This window comes from Streptomyces sp. 2131.1, from assembly GCF_900105515.1.
GTDB lineage: Bacteria > Actinomycetota > Actinomycetes > Streptomycetales > Streptomycetaceae > Streptomyces > Streptomyces drozdowiczii.
Map to the genome: position 1 here is coordinate 4,926,927 of NZ_FNSY01000001.1, position 18,144 is coordinate 4,945,070.

Here is an 18,144-nt window from a genome sequence, read left to right on the forward strand (position 1 = left end):
GAGGATCATGAACAGTGCGGTGTGGCTGCGCGTTGTGGAGCTTCCGGGCAGCGCGTCGGGCTTCGGTGTCCACTTCGTGGCGGACAAGGGCGTCCAGCTCCTGGTGCCCATGGCGGACGTGGGAGACCTGACGGCTCTGAGGGCCGTATTCGAGAGGCAGGCGACGGAGCAGGACCGCCGGGAGGCCGGCGACACTCTCTTCGACGCGGTGTTCGGCGGCGGGCTCGGTTCGCCTTGGGCGGAGTTACGGGCCGGTGCCACGAGGGACGACCCGTTGCACGTGCTTCTGACCGTCGAGCCCGCGGCTCTGCGCGCGCTGCCGTGGGAGCTGATGCGCTGCCAGGGCACCTGGTTGTGGCGGCGGCCCGAACTGCTGCTCAGGCGGGGGGTGCCGGCCGCGGGGGCGGAACCGTCGCCCTCGGAACGCGGGCCCAGGCGCGTGCTGGTAGTGGTGGCGACCCCTGCCAGCCAGGAGCAGATACTCGCCGAGCACGAGATCGCCGCGCTCTCCGGAGTACTGGAGCGGTCCCCGGGACTGGCCCATGTGGAGGTGCTCGACTGCCCGGCGAGTGCCTCGGTGCTTGCCGAAGCCGTGGAGGAATTCCGTCCGCACGTGGTGCATTTCATCGGACACGGGATGCCGCGATCCGACGGCGGCAGCCCGGAACTCTCCTTCTCCTCCGACACGGGGGTCCTGTGGACTCTCGCGGCCGAAGACGTCGCGGATCTGTTCGGTAGGCAACCATCCGTCGTGGTGCTGAACGCGTGCCGCATCGCCCAGGCCGACCCGTCGGACTGGATAGGCGGAATCGCGCAGGCGTTCCTCGAATCCGGGGTGCGGGCAGTTCTTTCGATGCAGGCCGACATCGAATCGCAGGCCGCCGTGATCTTTTCGGGCAAGTTCTACGAGGCGTTCGCGGAACACAAACCGCTGGACGTCTGTGTCGCCGTGGCGCGCGCCGAGCTCGGGCGGATGCCCGAGAGGACCGGTGCCTGGGCCCTTCCCGTCCTGCTGATGCGCAGCGAGCCCGATGGTGCGCTGCCTCATCTGCTCGCGACGCCGGACAGCTCGGTGACCGATGTTCTTCGTCACAGGCAGTACGCCGACCTGCAGCTTTTTGTAGGGCGTTCTGAAGAGCGGCGGAACGCCTGGTGGGCTTTGGACGATCCCCGGGCCGTTCCTTCCGTACCCGAGCGTCATGTGCTCGTGATAGGCAAGCATCCCCGGAGCGGGCACAACCCGACAGGAAAGACCTGGCTGGCGAACTGGTGTCTTGCCACCTGGTTCCTTCGAGGGCATCACATAATCTCCGTTGACCTGGCGCAGAGGATTTCGGCACCGGGTGGACAGACGGGTGGCGGGTCGAAGAAGGACTGGTTGGCTGTGCTGCGCATGATTCGTGAAAGGGCGGTCTCGCCGGATCAGCTCTGCTCGTTACCGAAGGACGTCTTCGGTGAGTTCAACGCGCAGCTCAACCGACTGGTGTCGGGAGCGGTGAGGCCTCTTGAAGGAGAGGTGTACGGGCAGGAGGACGAATGGGAACCGTTCAATGTGGACGCGGGCCACGCGGATGAGCGCAAGGCGCAGATTCTGGACGCGTTTCGGCAGGCTCTCTGCAAGGCTGCCGTCACCCGGCCGATCGTCATTGCTCTCGACCATGCCGAAATGGTGACGGAAGAGTCGTTGAGCGGCGAGCTCTACCACGGTCTGATCAGGCCCATCGCCAAGGGCGAGGCGACGCCGCTTCGGCTGGTCCTCGTTGCCTCCGAGTTCTCGCGGCCCGTGGTTCCCGACGCGGACTCGCATTTGGTGGGCCGTGTCCAGGTCGGCGATTTCAAGAAGTCTCACTTCATGCGGCTGGCCAGGGCCTACAGCAGCCGACTGAAATGTGTACCCAACGCCGCGACTCTCAACTTGCTCCATGCTTATGTCCAGCAGCCGGACGACTACTTTCCGGTAGGGCTCTTCCAACTGTTCACGCAGAAGAGGATCATCCAGCAGTGGACCGAAGCGGCTCGGGCTCTGGAGGCCCGATGACGAACGCCGCGGACATGATGGCCGATCTGGCTCGCAGACTGGCGTCGGGCGAGAGTCCCGAGGACATCAGCAGGTCACTGGTACCCGAGTCCTGGCGGCCGGCGCTCAGAGCGTGCGCCGCGGCCCGGATGTTCGATCCGGCGCTCTACGAGGGGACGCTGCGTCCCTGGGCGCGCCGTGCGACCGGGGAGGAGCCTCCTTCCTGGAACGACCTCGTCGAACAAGGGGCCGTTGTTCCCGCCAGGTGGCAGCACGGGCAGTATGCGCTGACGGATTCCGATCGGAGTAGTTATTTCCGTGAGTGGCTGAAGCCCACCCCCTCCGGGCTCCTGGCCGAACTCGAGGAACTGGAAAGGGAAGTTGCGCGGTATTGGGGTGCCGCGGACGATGAAGTCGAGCAACTTCGGCACCTTCTCCTGGGCGCACCGGAACGGGCCGTCAGTCTGTTCGACCGGCTTTTCGCGCAGGCGGACGAGGACGGGGACTTCGCGGCATGCGAGGACCTGGTCGATGTTCTGGGGGACCCGGACCGCTCGGTCCGCCTGGCGCCCGAGCTGCGTCAGAGATACCGGGACTGCTCGGGCTATGTCCGTACCCGGTCCTTCTGGGCGGCCGACTACGCCCGCGCGGCGCAGTATCTCCCCCCGGACGGGATCGAGGAACAGGCGGAACGCCTGCTGCGGGGCGAGCAGCGGATCTGGCAGATGTACGCGCCCGGCGGCGCGGGCAAGACGATGCAACTCCGCTGGCTGGTAGCGCGTCACTGGGTGCCGGCCGGGCGGGATGTGCTGTGCGCCAGGATCGACTTCGACTTCGCCAGTGCCAGAGCGGTCGGCCGCCATCCCTGGCTCATTCTGCTGGAAATCGCGGAACAAGTAGGGCGCCGATTTCCCGGTAAACTTTTCGAGAGGCTCGAAAGCTACGCTGCTTATCGGGTGCTTCTCGACCGCCGGCCTTCCAAGCTGGCGAGCGACGTGGCGCGTGACATCGCTCTGCTGAATTCCGAGGCCGTCGAGGACGAGTTGGTCGGCGCCTTTGCCGACAGGCTCAACCGCGTGCGTCCGGGCAAGCCGGTGGTTCTGGTCGTCGACACCCTCGAAGAGCTCCTGTTGCACGGCTCGGGCGAGGCGGCGCAGCTGCTGCGTCTGCTTGCCCGCCTGCTCGACCGCTGCCCGGGGCTCCGGGTGATTCTGGCCGGCCGATACGATCTCCGAGAGGCGGTCCCGGACGCTCTTACCGTCTTCGGAGACGACGAGATCGCTCACGTCGAGGTTCCACTCTTCACTTCCGGGAAAACGCGTGCCTACCTGGCCCGGCGCGGCATCACCGATCCGGAGCTGGTGCGCGCCGCGACGTCGAAGGCCCAGGGGCTTCCCTTCACACTGGCGTTGTGCGCGGACGTGATCGAGAGCGATCCCGATATCACGCCGGAGACCTTGAACTCCTGGGGGGAACCGCACCTTCGATACCTGATCGAGCGAGTTGTCTGCCGCATCGAAGACCCCCAGGTGCGATGGATTCTGCGCTACGGCGTCATTCCGCGGCAGCTGCGGTTCGAAGACGTCAAGCAGGTCATGCTGCACTGGCTCTCAGCCGGCATCAGCGGGGTGGAGGAGGTGGACGATCCCCGCACGGACGCGCATCACCTGCGCGGCAGCTCCGAGGTCTTCCCCGTCGTATCCGATCAATTGACCGGTTGGCGGCTCGAGAACGCCTGGCAGCGTCTACTCGATTACGCAGGCGCGTCCTCCTGGGTGTCCCGGCAGCCGGGAGACGACTCCGTAGTCGTCTTCCATCCCAATGTGGCGGCGCCCATGAGGCAACTGGTCGCCCTTCAGCCGGTGGCCAGGAAGCTGCACCGCGCGTTCGCGCTTCACTTCGAGAGTCAGGCAGACGCGCACCCCGAGCAGTGGCTCACCTGCACCAGGGAGGCTCTTTACCATCACTTCCAGGGCGGGCACCCCGATGCCGTGCAGGCTTGGCACAACGCCGTTCGACGGGCCGACGAGCGGAACGACTTCGACGGCATGCGCGAGCTGGCCGAGGAAGTGCTGGGGCCGGAGTACGTGGAGGGAACAGAGCCCAGACGGCTTCCCGACGGACCGCAGTTGATCAGCCACACCACGCTCATTGCCGCGCATCTCGTGATAGCCACCTCGCTCGTACTGAAGCAGGCGGAAGAGAACACGTACAACGCCGCAGACCCCCTCTGGAACGAGATCGAGCACAGGATGGCGGTCGTCGGCGAGCTGCGTGCGAAGGCCCCAGCACCTGACGTGCAGTCGAACAGCGCGGAACAGCTGCTGCGGGCCTGCCTTCTGAGCAGCCGGAACAAGCATCAGGAGGCAGCGCACATCGTTCAGCAGGCGCTGCGCGAAGAAGAGGAGGACCGGTGGAGGGAACGGCTTCAGGTCACCCTCGCCCGCATTCAGACGGCACTCCACGACGGTGAAGCGGAATCCACCTACCGCTCGGCTCTCCACACCGCCCACACCCGCAGTGCCACGGCCAGCCAATGGCTCATCTCCCTGGAACTGGCGCAGCAGCTGGAGCGCCAGGGGAACATCACCAAGGCTGTCGAACTCGAGGATCAGGTCGTCACACCGGCCGGATCCAAGGCATCCGCCGTCCTCACCCGGAACGCGGGGCGCCACCACGAGCGGACGTCCCCGTTGCAGTCCCGCGCGATGTTGGCCAAAGCCCGCAGCCAGCTCAATTCGTTCGTTCCCACGGAAGCGCTCGCGACGCTGCAACGGCCGGAGTTACTGGCCGTCCCGCACGCACAGCGTGTTGAGAGATGCCTGCTCCAGTCACGCGCCCACCGGCTCCTGGGGCAGTCCCAGGAGGCACTCACCGCCCTGGACGAGGCCGAGCAGTCGTCGGCCTCGGGCGAGGGGCCGGCCCGCTTCCGGCACCTCGCCAGGAGCCTCATGGCCCGTGCCGCGATCGAGGGCGAGATGCTCGCCGTCGATCGCGCCCAGTCGCTCTTCGACCGTGCGGCCGGTCTCTGGAGTGACCTGGGTTTCCCGCACGGACACCCGCGCTACCTCCTTCTCTACGCACGCTTCCTGGCCCGTGATCTGCAGGACCTGCGTCGTGCGGCGGCCGTACTCGTTCAGTTGCAGACCGCCGACGCGTCGGGGGGCTGGGCCGTGGAGCGGGCCCTGCTGTGGCACCAGCTGTCCGGCCTGGGCTACCCGGTGCACGATGTCTCGCTGTTGGACGTGCCCGCCGACTCCCGGGAGAAGGTCCTGCGCGGAGGCGTGGCGGCCGTACTGAACTCACCGCAGCGGACAGCTGAGCTGTGCCTGGCCCTCGCCACTGTGCAGCCTCCCTCGGCGCGGCTGGGGGCACTGGCGGGGCTGAGCAGTTTTCCGACACCCCCCGACGAGGCCCCGAGCCCCTCGCATCTGAACGCTCTGCACGCACTGTTCGCCCCCATCGCGCAGCCTGCCCGGTCGGGGCTCGACTATCAGGTGCAGCTCACCCACCTCGCGCATCTGGGACGACTCGGCGGGCAGAGGGCGCAGGCAGCCCATCTCTCCGACCGCGCTCATCAGGAACTGCACACCCGGTCCGGCGATCCGCTGTCGGCCTGGCGTCGAGCTCAGGCGCAGATGCTGGCCAGGGGAACCACCACCAAGCACGTCAGCGACAGCCTTCTGGAAGTCGCACCGGCGACGGCGCCGTTGTCGTCCGCGGTCGCCCGCTGGTTCCTGGCACAGAGAGCCTCCGCCACGGCCGAGGAACGCGACGAGCACCTGCGCAGGGCAGTCGCCGACCTGGGCGGGGTGCACCAGGAATCGGCATGGGAGGCACGCATTCTCCATTCCGTCGGGGAGGACCTGAACGACCGCTCGATGATGAAGGCCGCCGACCGCATGATGGTGAGGCTCGGACATCCCGCGCCGAGAGAACAGGCCCGGAGTCCGCTCGATGATCAGGAGCGGCCGGAGACGGACCGCGTGTTCAGCATCGTTCCCGGCAACACGTCCACGGCGGGCCACCAGGCGCTGGCCGACACGCTGCTGGCGGACTGGCGTGCGGCAGCGGCGACCATGCTGCCCCGGCTGCGGGAGGTGTGGCCGGGTGCCGACCAGGTCTCGCGTATGCAGGTGCGGTCCGACGATGCCGCTCTGCACACGTTCCCCTGGGAACTGTCGTCGCTCGCGACGAGCGAGGACGAACACATGGTCCTCTACCGGACCCTCCCCGATGCCGCGGAATCGGCGGATGTCCGGGCCTTGCAGTCCGCGCTCCGCCTCATGGCCGGCATGGAGATCATCGCTGACGGGGTCTTGGGCGGTGCGACTTTCGCGGCCGCTGCCGCCGCCCTCAACATTGTGCTGCCCAAAGGAATGAGCGGGACGTCCAGGGCTCTGGTGTCGCTCGCCGGCGCGGCCCTGGTCACCCTTCTGCGGGAAGCGCGGCAGCGAACGCGGGCGAAGTTCGGAGCGCGCTCGGTACTCCTGCTGGAGAGCGCGCCGAACGATGCCCTGCTGGACCTGCAGGTGTCAGCCAGGTCCCTTACGGATGTCTACCGGTCACAGGGATGCGAGGTGCTGCAGGTATCCAGTCCTGCCTCGTTGCCGCCCGCCCGTCGTGGGGCGCCGGCTGTGCTGCATGTACACGCCCCGCTGAGGATCAAGGGGGGCACGACCCCGTACTTCGACCTGTCGCCGGTCGGACTCAGCCCGAGCGATCGTCTGGACAGCAAGGCCTCGGGGTCGGACCTGGATCCCGGCAGGCTGGTCCAGTGGCTGGCCGGGTTCGAGCCGGGAACCCAGCCGCTCATCGTTCTCGACCCCCCGCGCCCCAGTTCGTCCGCCGACATCCCTCTGCAGCTCGTGCTGCGCAACCACTTCGCGGCGATCCTCTTCGCCTCGGGCCTGGTGCCTGCTGCCCTCGGGACCGGACTCGTCAAGGCATCCGAGCTCCAAGCCATGGTTCTGGCGACCGGGATCGTACGGGAGGCGCCTCTGATGGAGTTGCACAGGGCTCTGCAAGCAGTGGTCCTGCTCCAGACGGATCCAGGCCGGGGAGACACCAGATGGACGACTACCGACTGGGGCGATGACTCTCTCGAAGCGATCACCGGAACCATGTTCGCCACCCCGTCCGCCCTGCACATCTCGGATTCCGAGGCGGACGAGGAATGACCCGTGTCGACGGGGGCTACAGGCATCGCCGGGAGCATGAGACGCGGCACGTCATCGATGATCTGAGGGCAGAACTCTCCTCGTGGAGCAGCAGTGCTTCAGAGGGCCGTTCCCTGGAGAAGCACGAGTCGCAAGTCCGTTCCGTTGTTCTGGTGCTGACGACGGTACTCGACCGCATCGACCTGATGCCGCCGGACGAACGCGTCCTCCGGGCGGCGGACATCGTCCTCGACCTGCACCACCTGTGGGACTTCTTCAGAAGCAAACTGCTCATCCGGCAAGTCCCCCGTTACGCAAGGCTGCTCGAAGTCACCGACGAGTTGGCGTGGTCGTTGTACGAACCCGTCATGCTGGCCGCTGCGTCGGAATCCCGGCTGCGTGAACCGCCTTTGACGTTTCCCAGCCGCCGGCCCGTTCCTTTCGCGACGGCGCGCGGGTCCGACTTCGAGGACCTGCTCTCCGATGGAAAGCAGCGGACGATGGACGGCCGCAAGGCGAGCAAGTACCTGCCCGTCCCCCTCATCTCCCTGCCGTGGTCGTCGGGACGCCACCTGCCCTCCCTCCTCGCCGTCGCACATGAGACGGCCCACCACATCGAGGACGATTTCGGCCTGACGCCATCGCTGCTCGCCAGACTGAGAAGCGTTACGGGGATGGAGGCCGACCGCCTGCTGCTCTGGGAGCGGTGGCTCGGAGAGGCGTTCGCGGACATCTGCGCGACCATCGCCTGCGGGCCGGCCTATATCTGGGCGCTGGCCGACGCCCTGCGAACGGCGGAGGAGCGCCATACGGGAGAGTCCGCCGACTATCCCCCGCATCGTCTGCGGCTCCTGATCTGTCACGCCGCTCTTCCCTCCCTTCAGGAGCCGTACTCGCTGCCACCCCTTCCGGGGCATCAGGAGTCCGCCGACGCGGAGCCGGGCGCAGTGGTCGAGGCCCTGCTCTCCGACGGAATGCGGGAGCTGGGAGGAAAGGGGTTGCGGGAACTGATCGGCCTGCGACGCCCCGCGGACATTCCGGAAGAGGTGGCCCGGCTCCGCAACGCACTCCGAACCCGACGTCGTGACGTCCCCGGGATCCTCGCCACGGCGACCCTGGCCTTCGTCGCGGACCCCTCGGCCTACGAGGCGGCCGGTATCGGCGAACGGTGCATGAACGAGGTCATCGGTCTCAGGCAGAAAGGGAAGCGTCACACGGTTTCCGGCGGGCACCGGGGAAGCCAGGAGGGCGACGCGCTCTTCGAGCTGCTGCGCGACCGCGCCGAGGCGTCAGGACCACGAGTCCCACCGGCGCGTACCGCACCGGGGAGTGGTCGATACCATTCCGCGTGACCGAATCCCTGACCGAATCCGACGCCGCCGCCGGTGAACCGGCGCCCCGGGGCCGGATATTCGCCGATCTGACCCCTTTGCGCACCTCCCCGGACTACCGGCGGCTCTGGTTCGGGAACACCGTGTCCTGGACCGGGCAGGGGATGACGGCGCTCGCCGTGTCGTTGCAGGTGTACGACCTGACCGGGTCGGCGTTCTCCGTGGGGCTCATCGGAGCCTGCTCGCTGGTGCCGCTCGTGGTGTTTGGGCTGTACGGCGGGGCCGTCGCGGACACCGTGGACCGGCGGAAGCTGGGGCTGGCCAGCGCGTTCGGGTCGTTCCTGCTGTCGGTGCTGCTCGTCGGGGTCACCGTCGCCGGGATCGAGCAGGTCGGGCTGCTGTACGGGATCGTCGCGCTCCAGGCCGTCTGCTTCGCGCTGAACTCGCCCGCCCGCTCCTCGATGATCGCCCGCCTGCTGCCGGCCGAGCAGCTGCCCGCCGCCAACGCGCTGAACTCGATGACCAGCACCACCGGCAGCCTCGTCGGGCCCATGCTCGGCGGGCTCATCGTCGGCTGGTGGGGGTACCGCGCCGCGTACGGGGTCGACGCCGTCACCTTCACCGCGGCCCTCTACGCCATGTGGCGGCTGCCCGCGATGCTGCCCGAGCGGGGCGAGGAGACGGGGAGGAAGCGGGCCTCCGTGCTCGACGGGCTGCGGTTCCTCGGCACCCGGCCCAACCTGCGGATGACGTTCCTCAGCGACATGTGCGCGATGGTGCTCGCCCAGCCCCGCGCGCTGTTCCCCGTCGTCGCCGTCCTCTGGTACGGGGGCGACGCGAAGACCACCGGGCTGCTCGTCGCCGCACCGGCGCTCGGGGCGCTGCTCGGCGGGGTGTTCTCCGGGTGGCTGGGGAGCGTACGGCGGCACGGGCTCGCGGTGCTGGTCGCCGTCGGATGCTGGGGCGCCGCCGTCGCGGTCTTCGGACTCACCCGGCAGCTGTGGCTCGGGCTCGTGTTCCTGGCGCTCGCCGGGGCCGCCGACACCACGTCCATGGTCTTCCGCAACACCATGCTCCAGGCGGCCGTCCCGGACGAGCTGCGCGGACGGCTCCAGGGCGTCTTCATCGTGGTGGTGGCCGGCGGGCCCCGGCTGGGGGACTTCATCGCCGGGTCCGCCGCCGACCTGACCTCCCCGGGGTTCGCCGTCACCGGGGGAGGCGTCGCCTGCGTGGCCGCGGTGGCGCTGCTCGGGCTGCGGTGGCGGGGCTTCGCCCGGTACGACGCCCGCCACCCCGAGGCGTAGCGCCTCCTGCTACGACACCCGCTCCAGGTTCGGCATCTCGCCGCCCGTCGTGCCGTTGTCGATCAGCGAGAACGGCGAGCCCTGCGGGTCCGTCAGCGCCGCGAACCGGCCGAATGGGATGGTCATCGGGCCGAACCGCAGCGTCGCGCCCATGGACTTCGCCTTCTCCACCGCCGCGTCGCAGTCGTCCACCGTGAAGTACACGTTCACGTACGGCGGCACCTCCGGCGGGAACTCGTCCGTCATCCTCATGCGGCCCAGGACCGGGTCGGCGCCCAGGTCGTAGAGCGTGAAGTCGACCCCGTCGTCCGTCATGCGCTGCACGCCGTACCCGAAGACCTCGGAAAAGAAGGCGTCGGCCCGCTCCGGGGCCCGGGTGAAGACCTCGGCCCAGTTGAAGGCGCCCGGAACGGTCCGCGCCTCGAAGCCCTTGTGGGTGCCGGGCTGCCACACGCCGAAGGTCACCCCGCCAGGGTCGGAGGCCAGCACCATCGTGCCGAACTCGCCGACCCGCATGGGCTCCACCAGGAGCGTGCCGCCGGCGCCGCGGATCTTCGACGCGGTGGTCTCCGCGTCCGGCGTGGCCAGGTACAGGCACCAGCCGACCGGCATCTGCCCGGGGCCCGGCGGCATCAGTGCGGCGACCGCCTTGCCGTCCACGTACGCCTGTGTGTAGTTGCCGTACTCCGGCAGCGTGTCGCCGAACGTCCAGTCCAGCAGCTCACCGTAGAAGCGTTTCGCGCCCTCCAGATCGGTGAACGTCGCGTCGGCCCAGCACGGCGTGCCCTCGGTCATCTCTGCGGGCATCGTGGTCATCTCCTCGTACGAGTGAACGCCCCCTTGTTCAAGCTAGCCACCCTTCACGCCCCCTGCCCGTCGGCGCGATGCCCGGCCACCGAACGGGCCACGCCCAGGTCCACCAGATCCTGCGGGCGCAGCCGCAGCTGGCCGGCCGTGGCCCTGACCCGGTCCGGGGAACGCTTCAGGATCGCGGCGGCCAGTTCCGGCGCGATGACCGAGAAGTAGCTGTCCGGGGTGACATGGGTGCGGTCCGGCGCGGCCAGGGCCAGCGCCCCGCCCGAACCGCCCTCGCCGATCACCAGGGTCGTCACCGGGACCCGGGCCGCCGCTATCGCCGCGAAGGCGTCCGCGATGGCCGCGCCCGCGCCGGACCGCTCCGCCTCAGCGTCGTTGGCCGCGCCCGGGGTGTCCACCAGCGTGAGGACCGGGACGCCCAGCCGGTCGGCGAGCCGGATCACCCGGGCCGCGGTGCGGTAGCCGGCCGGGCGGGTCGCGGTGCCGCACTGCGCCACGTACGCCACCGCACGCCCCTCGCGCACCCCGAATCCGCAGAGCAGCCCGGGGTCCGTGCCGCCGCAGCGGTCGCCGCTCAGCGGGAGCCGCGCGTCGAAGTAGTCGTCCAGATAGGCGCCGGCGCGCGGCCGGTCGGCCGCCCGCGCCCGGAGCACCGCGTCCCAGCCCGTCTCCGGCAGGTCCCTCGCCCCGAGGGCCGCCGGGACCGGGGCGGGGGAGGGCGGGTCGTCGTGGTGGGCGAGCAGCCCGAGCCAGCGCCCGACCGTGGCCGGCAGGTCCCCGGGCGCCACGACCGCGTCGACCGAACCGGCCGCGAGCTGACCCTCGGCCCCGTACGCGGCGGGGTCGGCGCCGGCCGGACGCACCCGCGATCCGGCGAACCCGATCTGCGCCCCCGGCAGCGCGAGGATCACGTCCGCGCCCGCGCCCAGGGTGGCCCAGCCGCCCCCGGTCGTCGGGTCGCGCAGGACCGCGAGCTGCGCGGGCCCCGCCGCCCGCAGCCGTGCCGACGCACGGGCGACCCGCTGGAGCTGGGTCAGCGCGATCATGCCCTCCTGCATCCGGCTCCCGCCCGTGGCGATCAACGAGACGAGCGGCAGCCCCCGGGTGATCGCCTCCTCGTACGCCGCCTCCAGCCGGTCCCCGGTGCGCTGCCCGAGCGAGCCGCCCAGGAAGCCGAACTCGAAGGAGATCAGCACGCAGGGGTTCCCGCCGACCGTGGCGGTGCCGTGGACGACGGACTCCCGCTCCCCGGTACCGGCGGTGGCCCGGGCCCGCGAGTCCGCGTAGCCGGTCCAGCCGAGCGGGCCGTCGCCGTCGGTGTCCCCGGCGGGGGCCGGCAGCTCCGTGAAGTCGGCGGTGAGCGCGGCGACCGCCCCGCGTGCCGTCAGCCGCTCAGCCATGGAGCGCCCGCTTCATGATCTTGCCCAAGTCGTTGCGCGGCAGCGCGTCCAGGTAGCGGACGGTGCGCGGCCGCTTGTGCGGGGCGAGCTGGGCGGCGACATGGTCCGCCAGCTCCTCGGCGGTGGGCGGGGCGGCGGGGTCGGCCGGGACCACCCAGGCCACGATCCGCTCGCCGAGGTCCGGGTCGGGTTCGCCGGTGACGGCCGCCTCCCGCACGGCGGGGTGGTCGAGCAGCGCGTTCTCGATCTCGCCGGCGCCGATCTTGTAGCCGCCGCTCTTGATCAGGTCCGTGGCTTTGCGGCCGACGATGCGCACATAGCCGTCCGGGTCGAGCGTGGCCATGTCGCCCGTGCGGAACCAGCCGTCCTCGGTGAGCGCGGCGGCCGTCGCGTCGGGCCGGTTGAGGTAGCCGGTGAACAGGTTCGGGCCGCGCACCTGGATCTCGCCGATGGCGTCCGCGCCGGTGAGCGGCGTGCCGTCCTCCTCGACCAGGCGCAGCTCCACGCCGCGCAGGGGCGGGCCGACCGTGCCGGGGCGCGGGGCGCCGTCGGCCCGTACTCCCGTGTTCATCAGGGTCTCCGTCATGCCGTACCGCTCGATGACCCGGCGGCCGGTCGCCGCCGCGATGCGCTCGTGGTCGTGGACCGGCAGCGCGGCCGAGCCGGAGACCAGCAGCCGGGCGCCCGCGAGGGCGTCGGTGAGCCCGGCGGACGCGTCCGGGTCCGCCAGCGCCTCGGCGAGCCGGTGGTACATGGTCGGTACGCCGAACAGCATCGTGCCGCCCGAGGCCAGCTCGCGGGCCACGCCCTCGGGCGAGAACCGGCCCAGGTGGCGCACCGAACCGCCCCGGCGCAGGGGGCCCAGGACGCCCAGGATCAGCCCGTGCACGTGGAAGAGGGGCAGGGCGTGGACGAGGACGTCGTCGACGGTCCACTGCCAGGCGTCCTCCAGCGCGTCCAGCGACGCGGCGAGCGCCCGGCGGGGGAGGACGGCACCCTTCGGCGGGCCCGTCGTGCCGGAGGTGTACACGACCAGGGCGGGGGACTCCGGGTCGGGCTCCGGCAGGGCGGCGGGCGCGGGGCCGTCGGGCGCGGTGGTGACGTCGAGGCGTTCCAGACCGGCCAGAGCGGGCGGCAGCACGTCACCGGGCGCGGCCAGCACCAGCGAGGGCGCGCTGTCCGCGACGATGTGCGCGAGCTCCCGCTCCCCGGTCTTCGGGTTCAGCGGGACGGCCGGCACCCCGGCCCGCAGCGCGGCGACCACCGCGACGACGGTCGGCGCGCTCGGCGTGGCCCAGACGGCGACCCGGACCGCGCCGGCCAGCCGGGCCGCGAGGGCGGCCGTGACCCCGGCCAGCGCGGAGTAGGTGAGGGTGACGTCATCGAACCGGACGGCTTCGCGGGCGGCCGCCGGACCGGACGCGTCCTGGAGTGCGGGCAGAAGTGGCATCACCCTGCGCACCCTAGATCGACACCGAGCCCCGGGGCCTGGAAACCGGCTCGAATGAGGCCCGCCTCACGCCCCGGGCGAGCCATCGCTCTCCTCAGCCGTCCCGCTGGACGTTCCGCATGCGGCCGTACGCGTACACACAGCCCGCGAGTGCCAGGTCGGACAGCAGCATGAAGCCGATCGAGTACGAGTCCTTCGCGCTGTAGATCGCGCCCATCACGAGCGGCGGCACGAACCCGCCGAGCCCGCCCATCGCGCCGACGATCCCGGTCACGCTGCCCACCTTCGGCTGCGGGGTGACCTGCGAGACAAGAGCGAAGACGCTGCCGCTCGCGGTACCCAGGCCCGCCGCCATGACCAGCAGCGCGATCGTGCCCGTCGGGTCCAGCCGGGGGTCGAAGGCCTGCACGATCGCCATCAGCGCCGCGACGCCGAGGGCCACGGAGGTGACGAGCGCCGGGTGGACGCGGTCCGAGAGCCAGCCGCCGATCGGCCGGAAGATGACGGTGACCAGGGCGAACCCGGCCGCCTTCGTACCGGCGTCGGTCGGCGACAGCTCGTACCACGTCTTCAGATACGTCGGCAGGTACACGCCGAACGCGACGATCCCGCCGAAGCCGATCGCGTACAGCGCGGACAGCTCCCAGGTGACCCGCAGCCGGCCCGCCGAGCCGAGCCGGTGCGCCAGCGAATCCGTCGGCACCTTGCGGCCGGGGTGGTCGTTGATGAGCACGGCCGAGAGCGCCGCGTACACGACCAGGGCGCCCGCGACCACGAGGAACGGCAGGTTGTCGCCGTGCTCGGCGATGCGCGGGGTGAAGTAGCCGGACAGCGCCACACCGCCCATGCCCATGCCGAAGACACCGAGCGCGAGGCCGCGCTTGGCGGGCGGGAACCACGAGTTGACCAACGGGATGCCGATGGCGAAGGTCGTGCCGCCGACCCCCAGCAGGAAGCCGACGGCCAGCATCGCGCCGTACGAGTTCTTCGCCGGGATCAGCAGCAGCACCGGCAGGATCGTCAGCGCCGAGGTGACCGGGAACATCAGCCGCGCCCCGTATTTGTCGGTCAGCGCGCCCACCGGGATCCGGCCCAGCGAACCCACCAGCACCGGCACGGCGACCAGCAGCGACTGCTGGAAGGAGTTCAGGTCCAGGCGGTCCTTGTAGTCCCCGGACATGGGCGCGATCAGATTCCAGGCCCAGAAGGTGAGCGTGAAGCCGACCGTGGCCACGATCAGGTTGCGATAGGCGGCGGAGCCCGGGGCGTCCGCGGCGGCGGGTGACTGCTTCACGGCTGTGTCCACACCGCCAGTCAAGGCCGGACACGGGCCGTGAGCCCGTCGGCCTGCGCCGTACGGGGGACACTTCCTCACCCTTCGCATATGCGCCGAATCTGTGACAATTGGGACCATGGATCGTCTGGACAGGGAAATCCTCGGCGTCCTCCAGGAGGACGCCCGGATCTCGTACCGCGACCTGGGCGTACGGGTCGGACTCAGCGCCAACGCGGCGGCCGACCGGGTCAGACGGCTGCGCAAGGACGGCGTCATCCGCGGTTTCACCGTGATCGTCGACCCCGCCGCCGACACCCGCACCGGGCTCGTCGTCTTCATCGACGTGACCCTGCGGATGGACACCACCAACGAGACGTTCGAACGGGCGGTGCTGGCCCTGCCCGGCATCACCGAGCTGGTGCACGTCACGGGCGCGCACGACTACCTGGTACGCGCCACCGCGGCCGACACCGCCGCGCTCGACACCCTCCTGCGCCGCCTCAAGCGCGAGGCGGGCGTCGCCCACTCGAACACCCGGGTCGCGCTGAGGGCGGCGCCGGGGCCGTGACCGGGGCGTTCAGAGAGGTGCCTCCCAGACCACCGTGTCCGCCCGCGAACCGTCCGGCTCGTGCCCGTCGTCCGCGACCGTGAGACGGACCGCGCCCCGCCCGTCCGGCAGGGTGACCGTCGCGTCCACCTCCACCTCGATCGCCGACACCCCGGTCCGCCGGTGCGCCGCCGCCAGGGCGCCCCGCAGCGCCGCGAGGAGCCGCCCGCCGACCGGTTCGGACACCAGCGCGTCCACCGCCCCGGCGAAGCGCACCGACGGCTGGAAACCGAGCACCGCCGCCGCGCCCCCGGTCTCCCTCAGCACCCGGCCGCGGAAGGTGGCGGGCGCCTCGGCGGGCGGCTGCTGGAGCGCGAAGATGGCCGTCCGCACCTCCTGGATCGTCGAGTCCAGCTCGTCGACGGCCGTACCCAGCAGCTCGCCCGTCTCCCCGCCCCCGGCCCTGCGGCGCGTCGACTCCAGCATCATCTCGGTGGCGAACAGCCGCTGGACGACCAGGTCGTGCAGATCACGCGCGATCCGGTCGCGGTCCTCGTACACCGCCAGCCGCTCCCGGTCCTGCTGCGCGTCCGCGAGCACCAGGGCCAGCGCCGCCTGCGAGGCGAACTGGGCGGCCAGCAGCCGGTCCACGTCGGTGTACGGGCGGGCTCCGCGCCGCCGGGGCAGCGCGAGCGTCCCGATGAGCCGGCCCCCGCTCTGGAGCGGCAGCATCATGCTCGGCCCGAACCGCGACCGTACGGGGGTGGTCATCCGGGGGTCGGTCGCCGAGTCCTCGATGAAGACGGCCTCGCCGCCCAGCAACTGCACCAGGACCGGTGAACCGGGCGCGATGGCCGTGCCCACCAGCCCCGCCGGGTCCTCCCGCGTCGAGGCGACGACGATCTCCATCCCGCCCTCGTCGGTGGGCTGCAGGATCACCCCGGCCGAGGCGTCGCTGAGGATGCGGGCCCGCTCGGCGACCGTCGTCAGCGCGTCGGAGAGGTTCTCGCCGGTGAGCAGGGTGTTGGTGACGGCCGCCGCGCCCTCGATCCAGCGCTCCCGCTGGCGGGCGCTCTCGTAGAGGCGGGCGTTGCCGATCGCGATGCCGGCCTGCGCGGACAGGACCTTCAGCAGCCCCGCGTCGGTCTCCGTGAAGTGCCCGGTGTGCTTCTCGGCCAGGTAGATGTTGCCGAAGACCTCGTGGTGGACCCGGATCGGGGCGCCGAGGAACGAGCGCATCGGGGGATGGCCGGGCGGCATGCCGGTGGCGCGCGGATCGGCGGCCAGGTCGTCGGAGCGCAGCGGGCCCGGCGCGTCGACGAGCGCGCCGAGCATTCCCGTGTGCCCGTCCGGGAAGTAGCCGACGGCCGCCTGCTCGGCCTCCGTCATCCCGCACACGTACAGCTCGCGGATCGTGCCGCGCCCCGGGTCGAGTACGCCCAGCGCCCCGTACCTCGCGTCGGTCAGGGCGGTCGCGGTGTCGATGATCTGCTGGAGCGTGGCCCGGAGTTCGAGGTCCGAGCCGACGCTCAGCACGGCCTCCAGGAGCCGCGGCAGCAGCGGCGACCTGGGCAGGCCGCCGTCCGGCGGTCCGCCGGGCGGCTGGTCCGTCACGGGCCTGTCCCGGCGCCCGTCAGCTCGCCAGCGGGTCGAGGACCATGGGGCTGATCTCGCCCTCCAGCATGGCGCCCAGGCCCAGGATCGCGCAGGTGTCGGGCTGCTCCGCGATGTGCACCGGCACACCGGTCGCGTCGCGCAGCATCTGGTCGAGGCCGGGCAGCAGGGCGCTTCCGCCGACCATCATGATCCCGCAGTCCGCGAGGTCGGCCACCAGGTCGGGCGGGCAGTCCCGCAGCACCTTGCCCACGCCGTCGAGGACGGCGGTGAGCGGGCGGTGGATCGCCTGCCGGATCGCGGCGGTGTCGACCTCGACGGACCGGGCGAGCCCGGTGGCCACGTCGCGGCCGTGGATCTCGGTGACCGAGGGGCCCCGCGCGGTCAGCCCGGTGCCGCTGAGCGCGAGCTGCAGGGGGCGCACGGACTGGCTCGGCAGCATCAGCTCGTGGTGCTGGCGCAGGTGCTGGATGACCGCGTGGTCGATCGCGTCGCCGCCGACCGGGAGGCGTACCGCCGTCACGATCGAGCCGAGCGAGAGGACCGCGATCTGCGTCGTCGCGGCCCCGCACACCATGATCATGGTCGCGGTCGGCTGTTCGACCGGGAGCCCGCTGCCGACGGCCGCCGCGACCAGGGTGTCGACGAGCTCCACCCGCCGGGCGCCGAGGCCGACCAGGGTCTCCACCGTGGCCCGCCGGGCGAGCGGATCGCTGTCGTGCGGGGTGCAGGCGGCGGCGCGCAGCCAGGGCTTGCGGCGCAGCTGGCGGCGGAGCTTCTCGCCGAGCAGGTGGCGCAGCATGCGCTGGGCCATCTCGATGTCCACGACGGTCCCGCCGGACACGGGCCGGGCCACCCGGATGTAGTCGGGCGTGCGGCCCGTCATCTGCTCGGCCAGCGCGCCCACGGCGATCAGTGAGCCGGTACGGGTGTTGACGGCTGCGACGCTCGGTTCGTCCACGACGAGGCCGGGCCCCTTGACGTACACCCGGGTGCGGGCGGCCCCGAGGTCGACGGCGACATGGCAACGGCGCAACTGCTCAAGGCTGACGGTCACGGCGGTTTCCTCCCGAGAGCGTTGAGGGGGACCGACGGGCAGCCGGCTCTCCTGAAAGCCTGCGCCGTTCGGACTCCCCGCGCCCGCTGGGCTGAGCCGTAGGAGGGACCACCTGACGGCGTGTCGAGCGCGCCGCGCGACCCGGCCCGTCAAGCCCGTCCGGCGACCGAGGA

11 protein-coding genes are annotated in these 18,144 nt (G+C 71.0%); 5 read left to right on the top strand and 6 right to left on the bottom strand.

The genetic code is table 11. The features are described 5' to 3' along the window. Positions 1–7: 7 nt before the first annotated feature. The 4 genes from BLW14_RS22120 to BLW14_RS22135 are packed head-to-tail and all read left to right on the top strand — an operon-like array spanning position 8 to position 9,811. A complete protein-coding gene (locus BLW14_RS22120; protein ID WP_093708932.1) occupies positions 8–2,038 on the top strand; it encodes a CHAT domain-containing protein in 2,031 nt (676 codons plus the stop codon). Continuing rightward, positions 2,035–7,197: an AAA family ATPase gene (locus BLW14_RS22125; RefSeq protein WP_093708933.1), complete on the top strand. Its 5,163-nt coding sequence runs from the start codon at positions 2,035–2,037 to the stop codon at positions 7,195–7,197. The genes BLW14_RS22120 and BLW14_RS22125 overlap by 4 nt, the downstream gene beginning before the upstream one ends. Further along, a complete protein-coding gene (locus BLW14_RS22130) occupies positions 7,194–8,528 on the top strand; it encodes a hypothetical protein (RefSeq protein WP_093708934.1) in 1,335 nt (444 codons plus the stop codon). The genes BLW14_RS22125 and BLW14_RS22130 overlap by 4 nt, the downstream gene beginning before the upstream one ends. Then, positions 8,525–9,811, top strand: coding sequence for an MFS transporter (locus tag BLW14_RS22135; RefSeq protein WP_371128087.1), 1,287 nt, complete (start codon positions 8,525–8,527; stop codon positions 9,809–9,811). The genes BLW14_RS22130 and BLW14_RS22135 overlap by 4 nt, the downstream gene beginning before the upstream one ends. A 9-nt stretch (positions 9,812–9,820) precedes the next feature. Here BLW14_RS22135 and BLW14_RS22140 read toward each other — a convergent pair whose 3' ends face one another. The 4 genes from BLW14_RS22140 to BLW14_RS22155 form a co-directional block, all read right to left on the bottom strand. After that, positions 9,821–10,627: a VOC family protein gene (locus tag BLW14_RS22140; protein ID WP_093708935.1), complete on the bottom strand. Its 807-nt coding sequence runs from the start codon at positions 10,625–10,627 to the stop codon at positions 9,821–9,823. 44 nt (positions 10,628–10,671) lie between these two features. Beyond that, positions 10,672–12,027: a carboxyl transferase domain-containing protein gene (locus BLW14_RS22145; protein WP_093708936.1), complete on the bottom strand. Its 1,356-nt coding sequence runs from the start codon at positions 12,025–12,027 to the stop codon at positions 10,672–10,674. Then, on the bottom strand, positions 12,020–13,477 hold the full coding sequence (locus BLW14_RS22150; protein ID WP_093708937.1) for an acyl-CoA synthetase: 1,458 nt from the start codon (positions 13,475–13,477) through the stop codon (positions 12,020–12,022). The genes BLW14_RS22145 and BLW14_RS22150 overlap by 8 nt, the downstream gene beginning before the upstream one ends. A 94-nt stretch (positions 13,478–13,571) precedes the next feature. Next, positions 13,572–14,783, bottom strand: coding sequence for a nitrate/nitrite transporter (locus tag BLW14_RS22155; RefSeq protein WP_177154060.1), 1,212 nt, complete (start codon positions 14,781–14,783; stop codon positions 13,572–13,574). A 106-nt stretch (positions 14,784–14,889) separates the two neighbouring features. On the opposite strand from BLW14_RS22155, the gene BLW14_RS22160 reads away from it, so the two are divergent. After that, positions 14,890–15,321, top strand: coding sequence for an Lrp/AsnC family transcriptional regulator (locus tag BLW14_RS22160; protein ID WP_093708939.1), 432 nt, complete (start codon positions 14,890–14,892; stop codon positions 15,319–15,321). A gap of 9 nt (positions 15,322–15,330) precedes the next feature. On the opposite strand, the gene BLW14_RS22165 is transcribed toward BLW14_RS22160, so the two are convergent. Both BLW14_RS22165 and BLW14_RS22170 read right to left on the bottom strand, forming a co-directional pair. Further along, a complete protein-coding gene (locus tag BLW14_RS22165) occupies positions 15,331–16,914 on the bottom strand; it encodes a GAF domain-containing protein (RefSeq protein ID WP_093708940.1) in 1,584 nt (527 codons plus the stop codon). A gap of 19 nt (positions 16,915–16,933) precedes the next feature. Then, positions 16,934–17,971, bottom strand: coding sequence for a rod shape-determining protein (locus BLW14_RS22170; protein WP_093708941.1), 1,038 nt, complete (start codon positions 17,969–17,971; stop codon positions 16,934–16,936). Positions 17,972–18,144 lie beyond the last annotated feature (173 nt).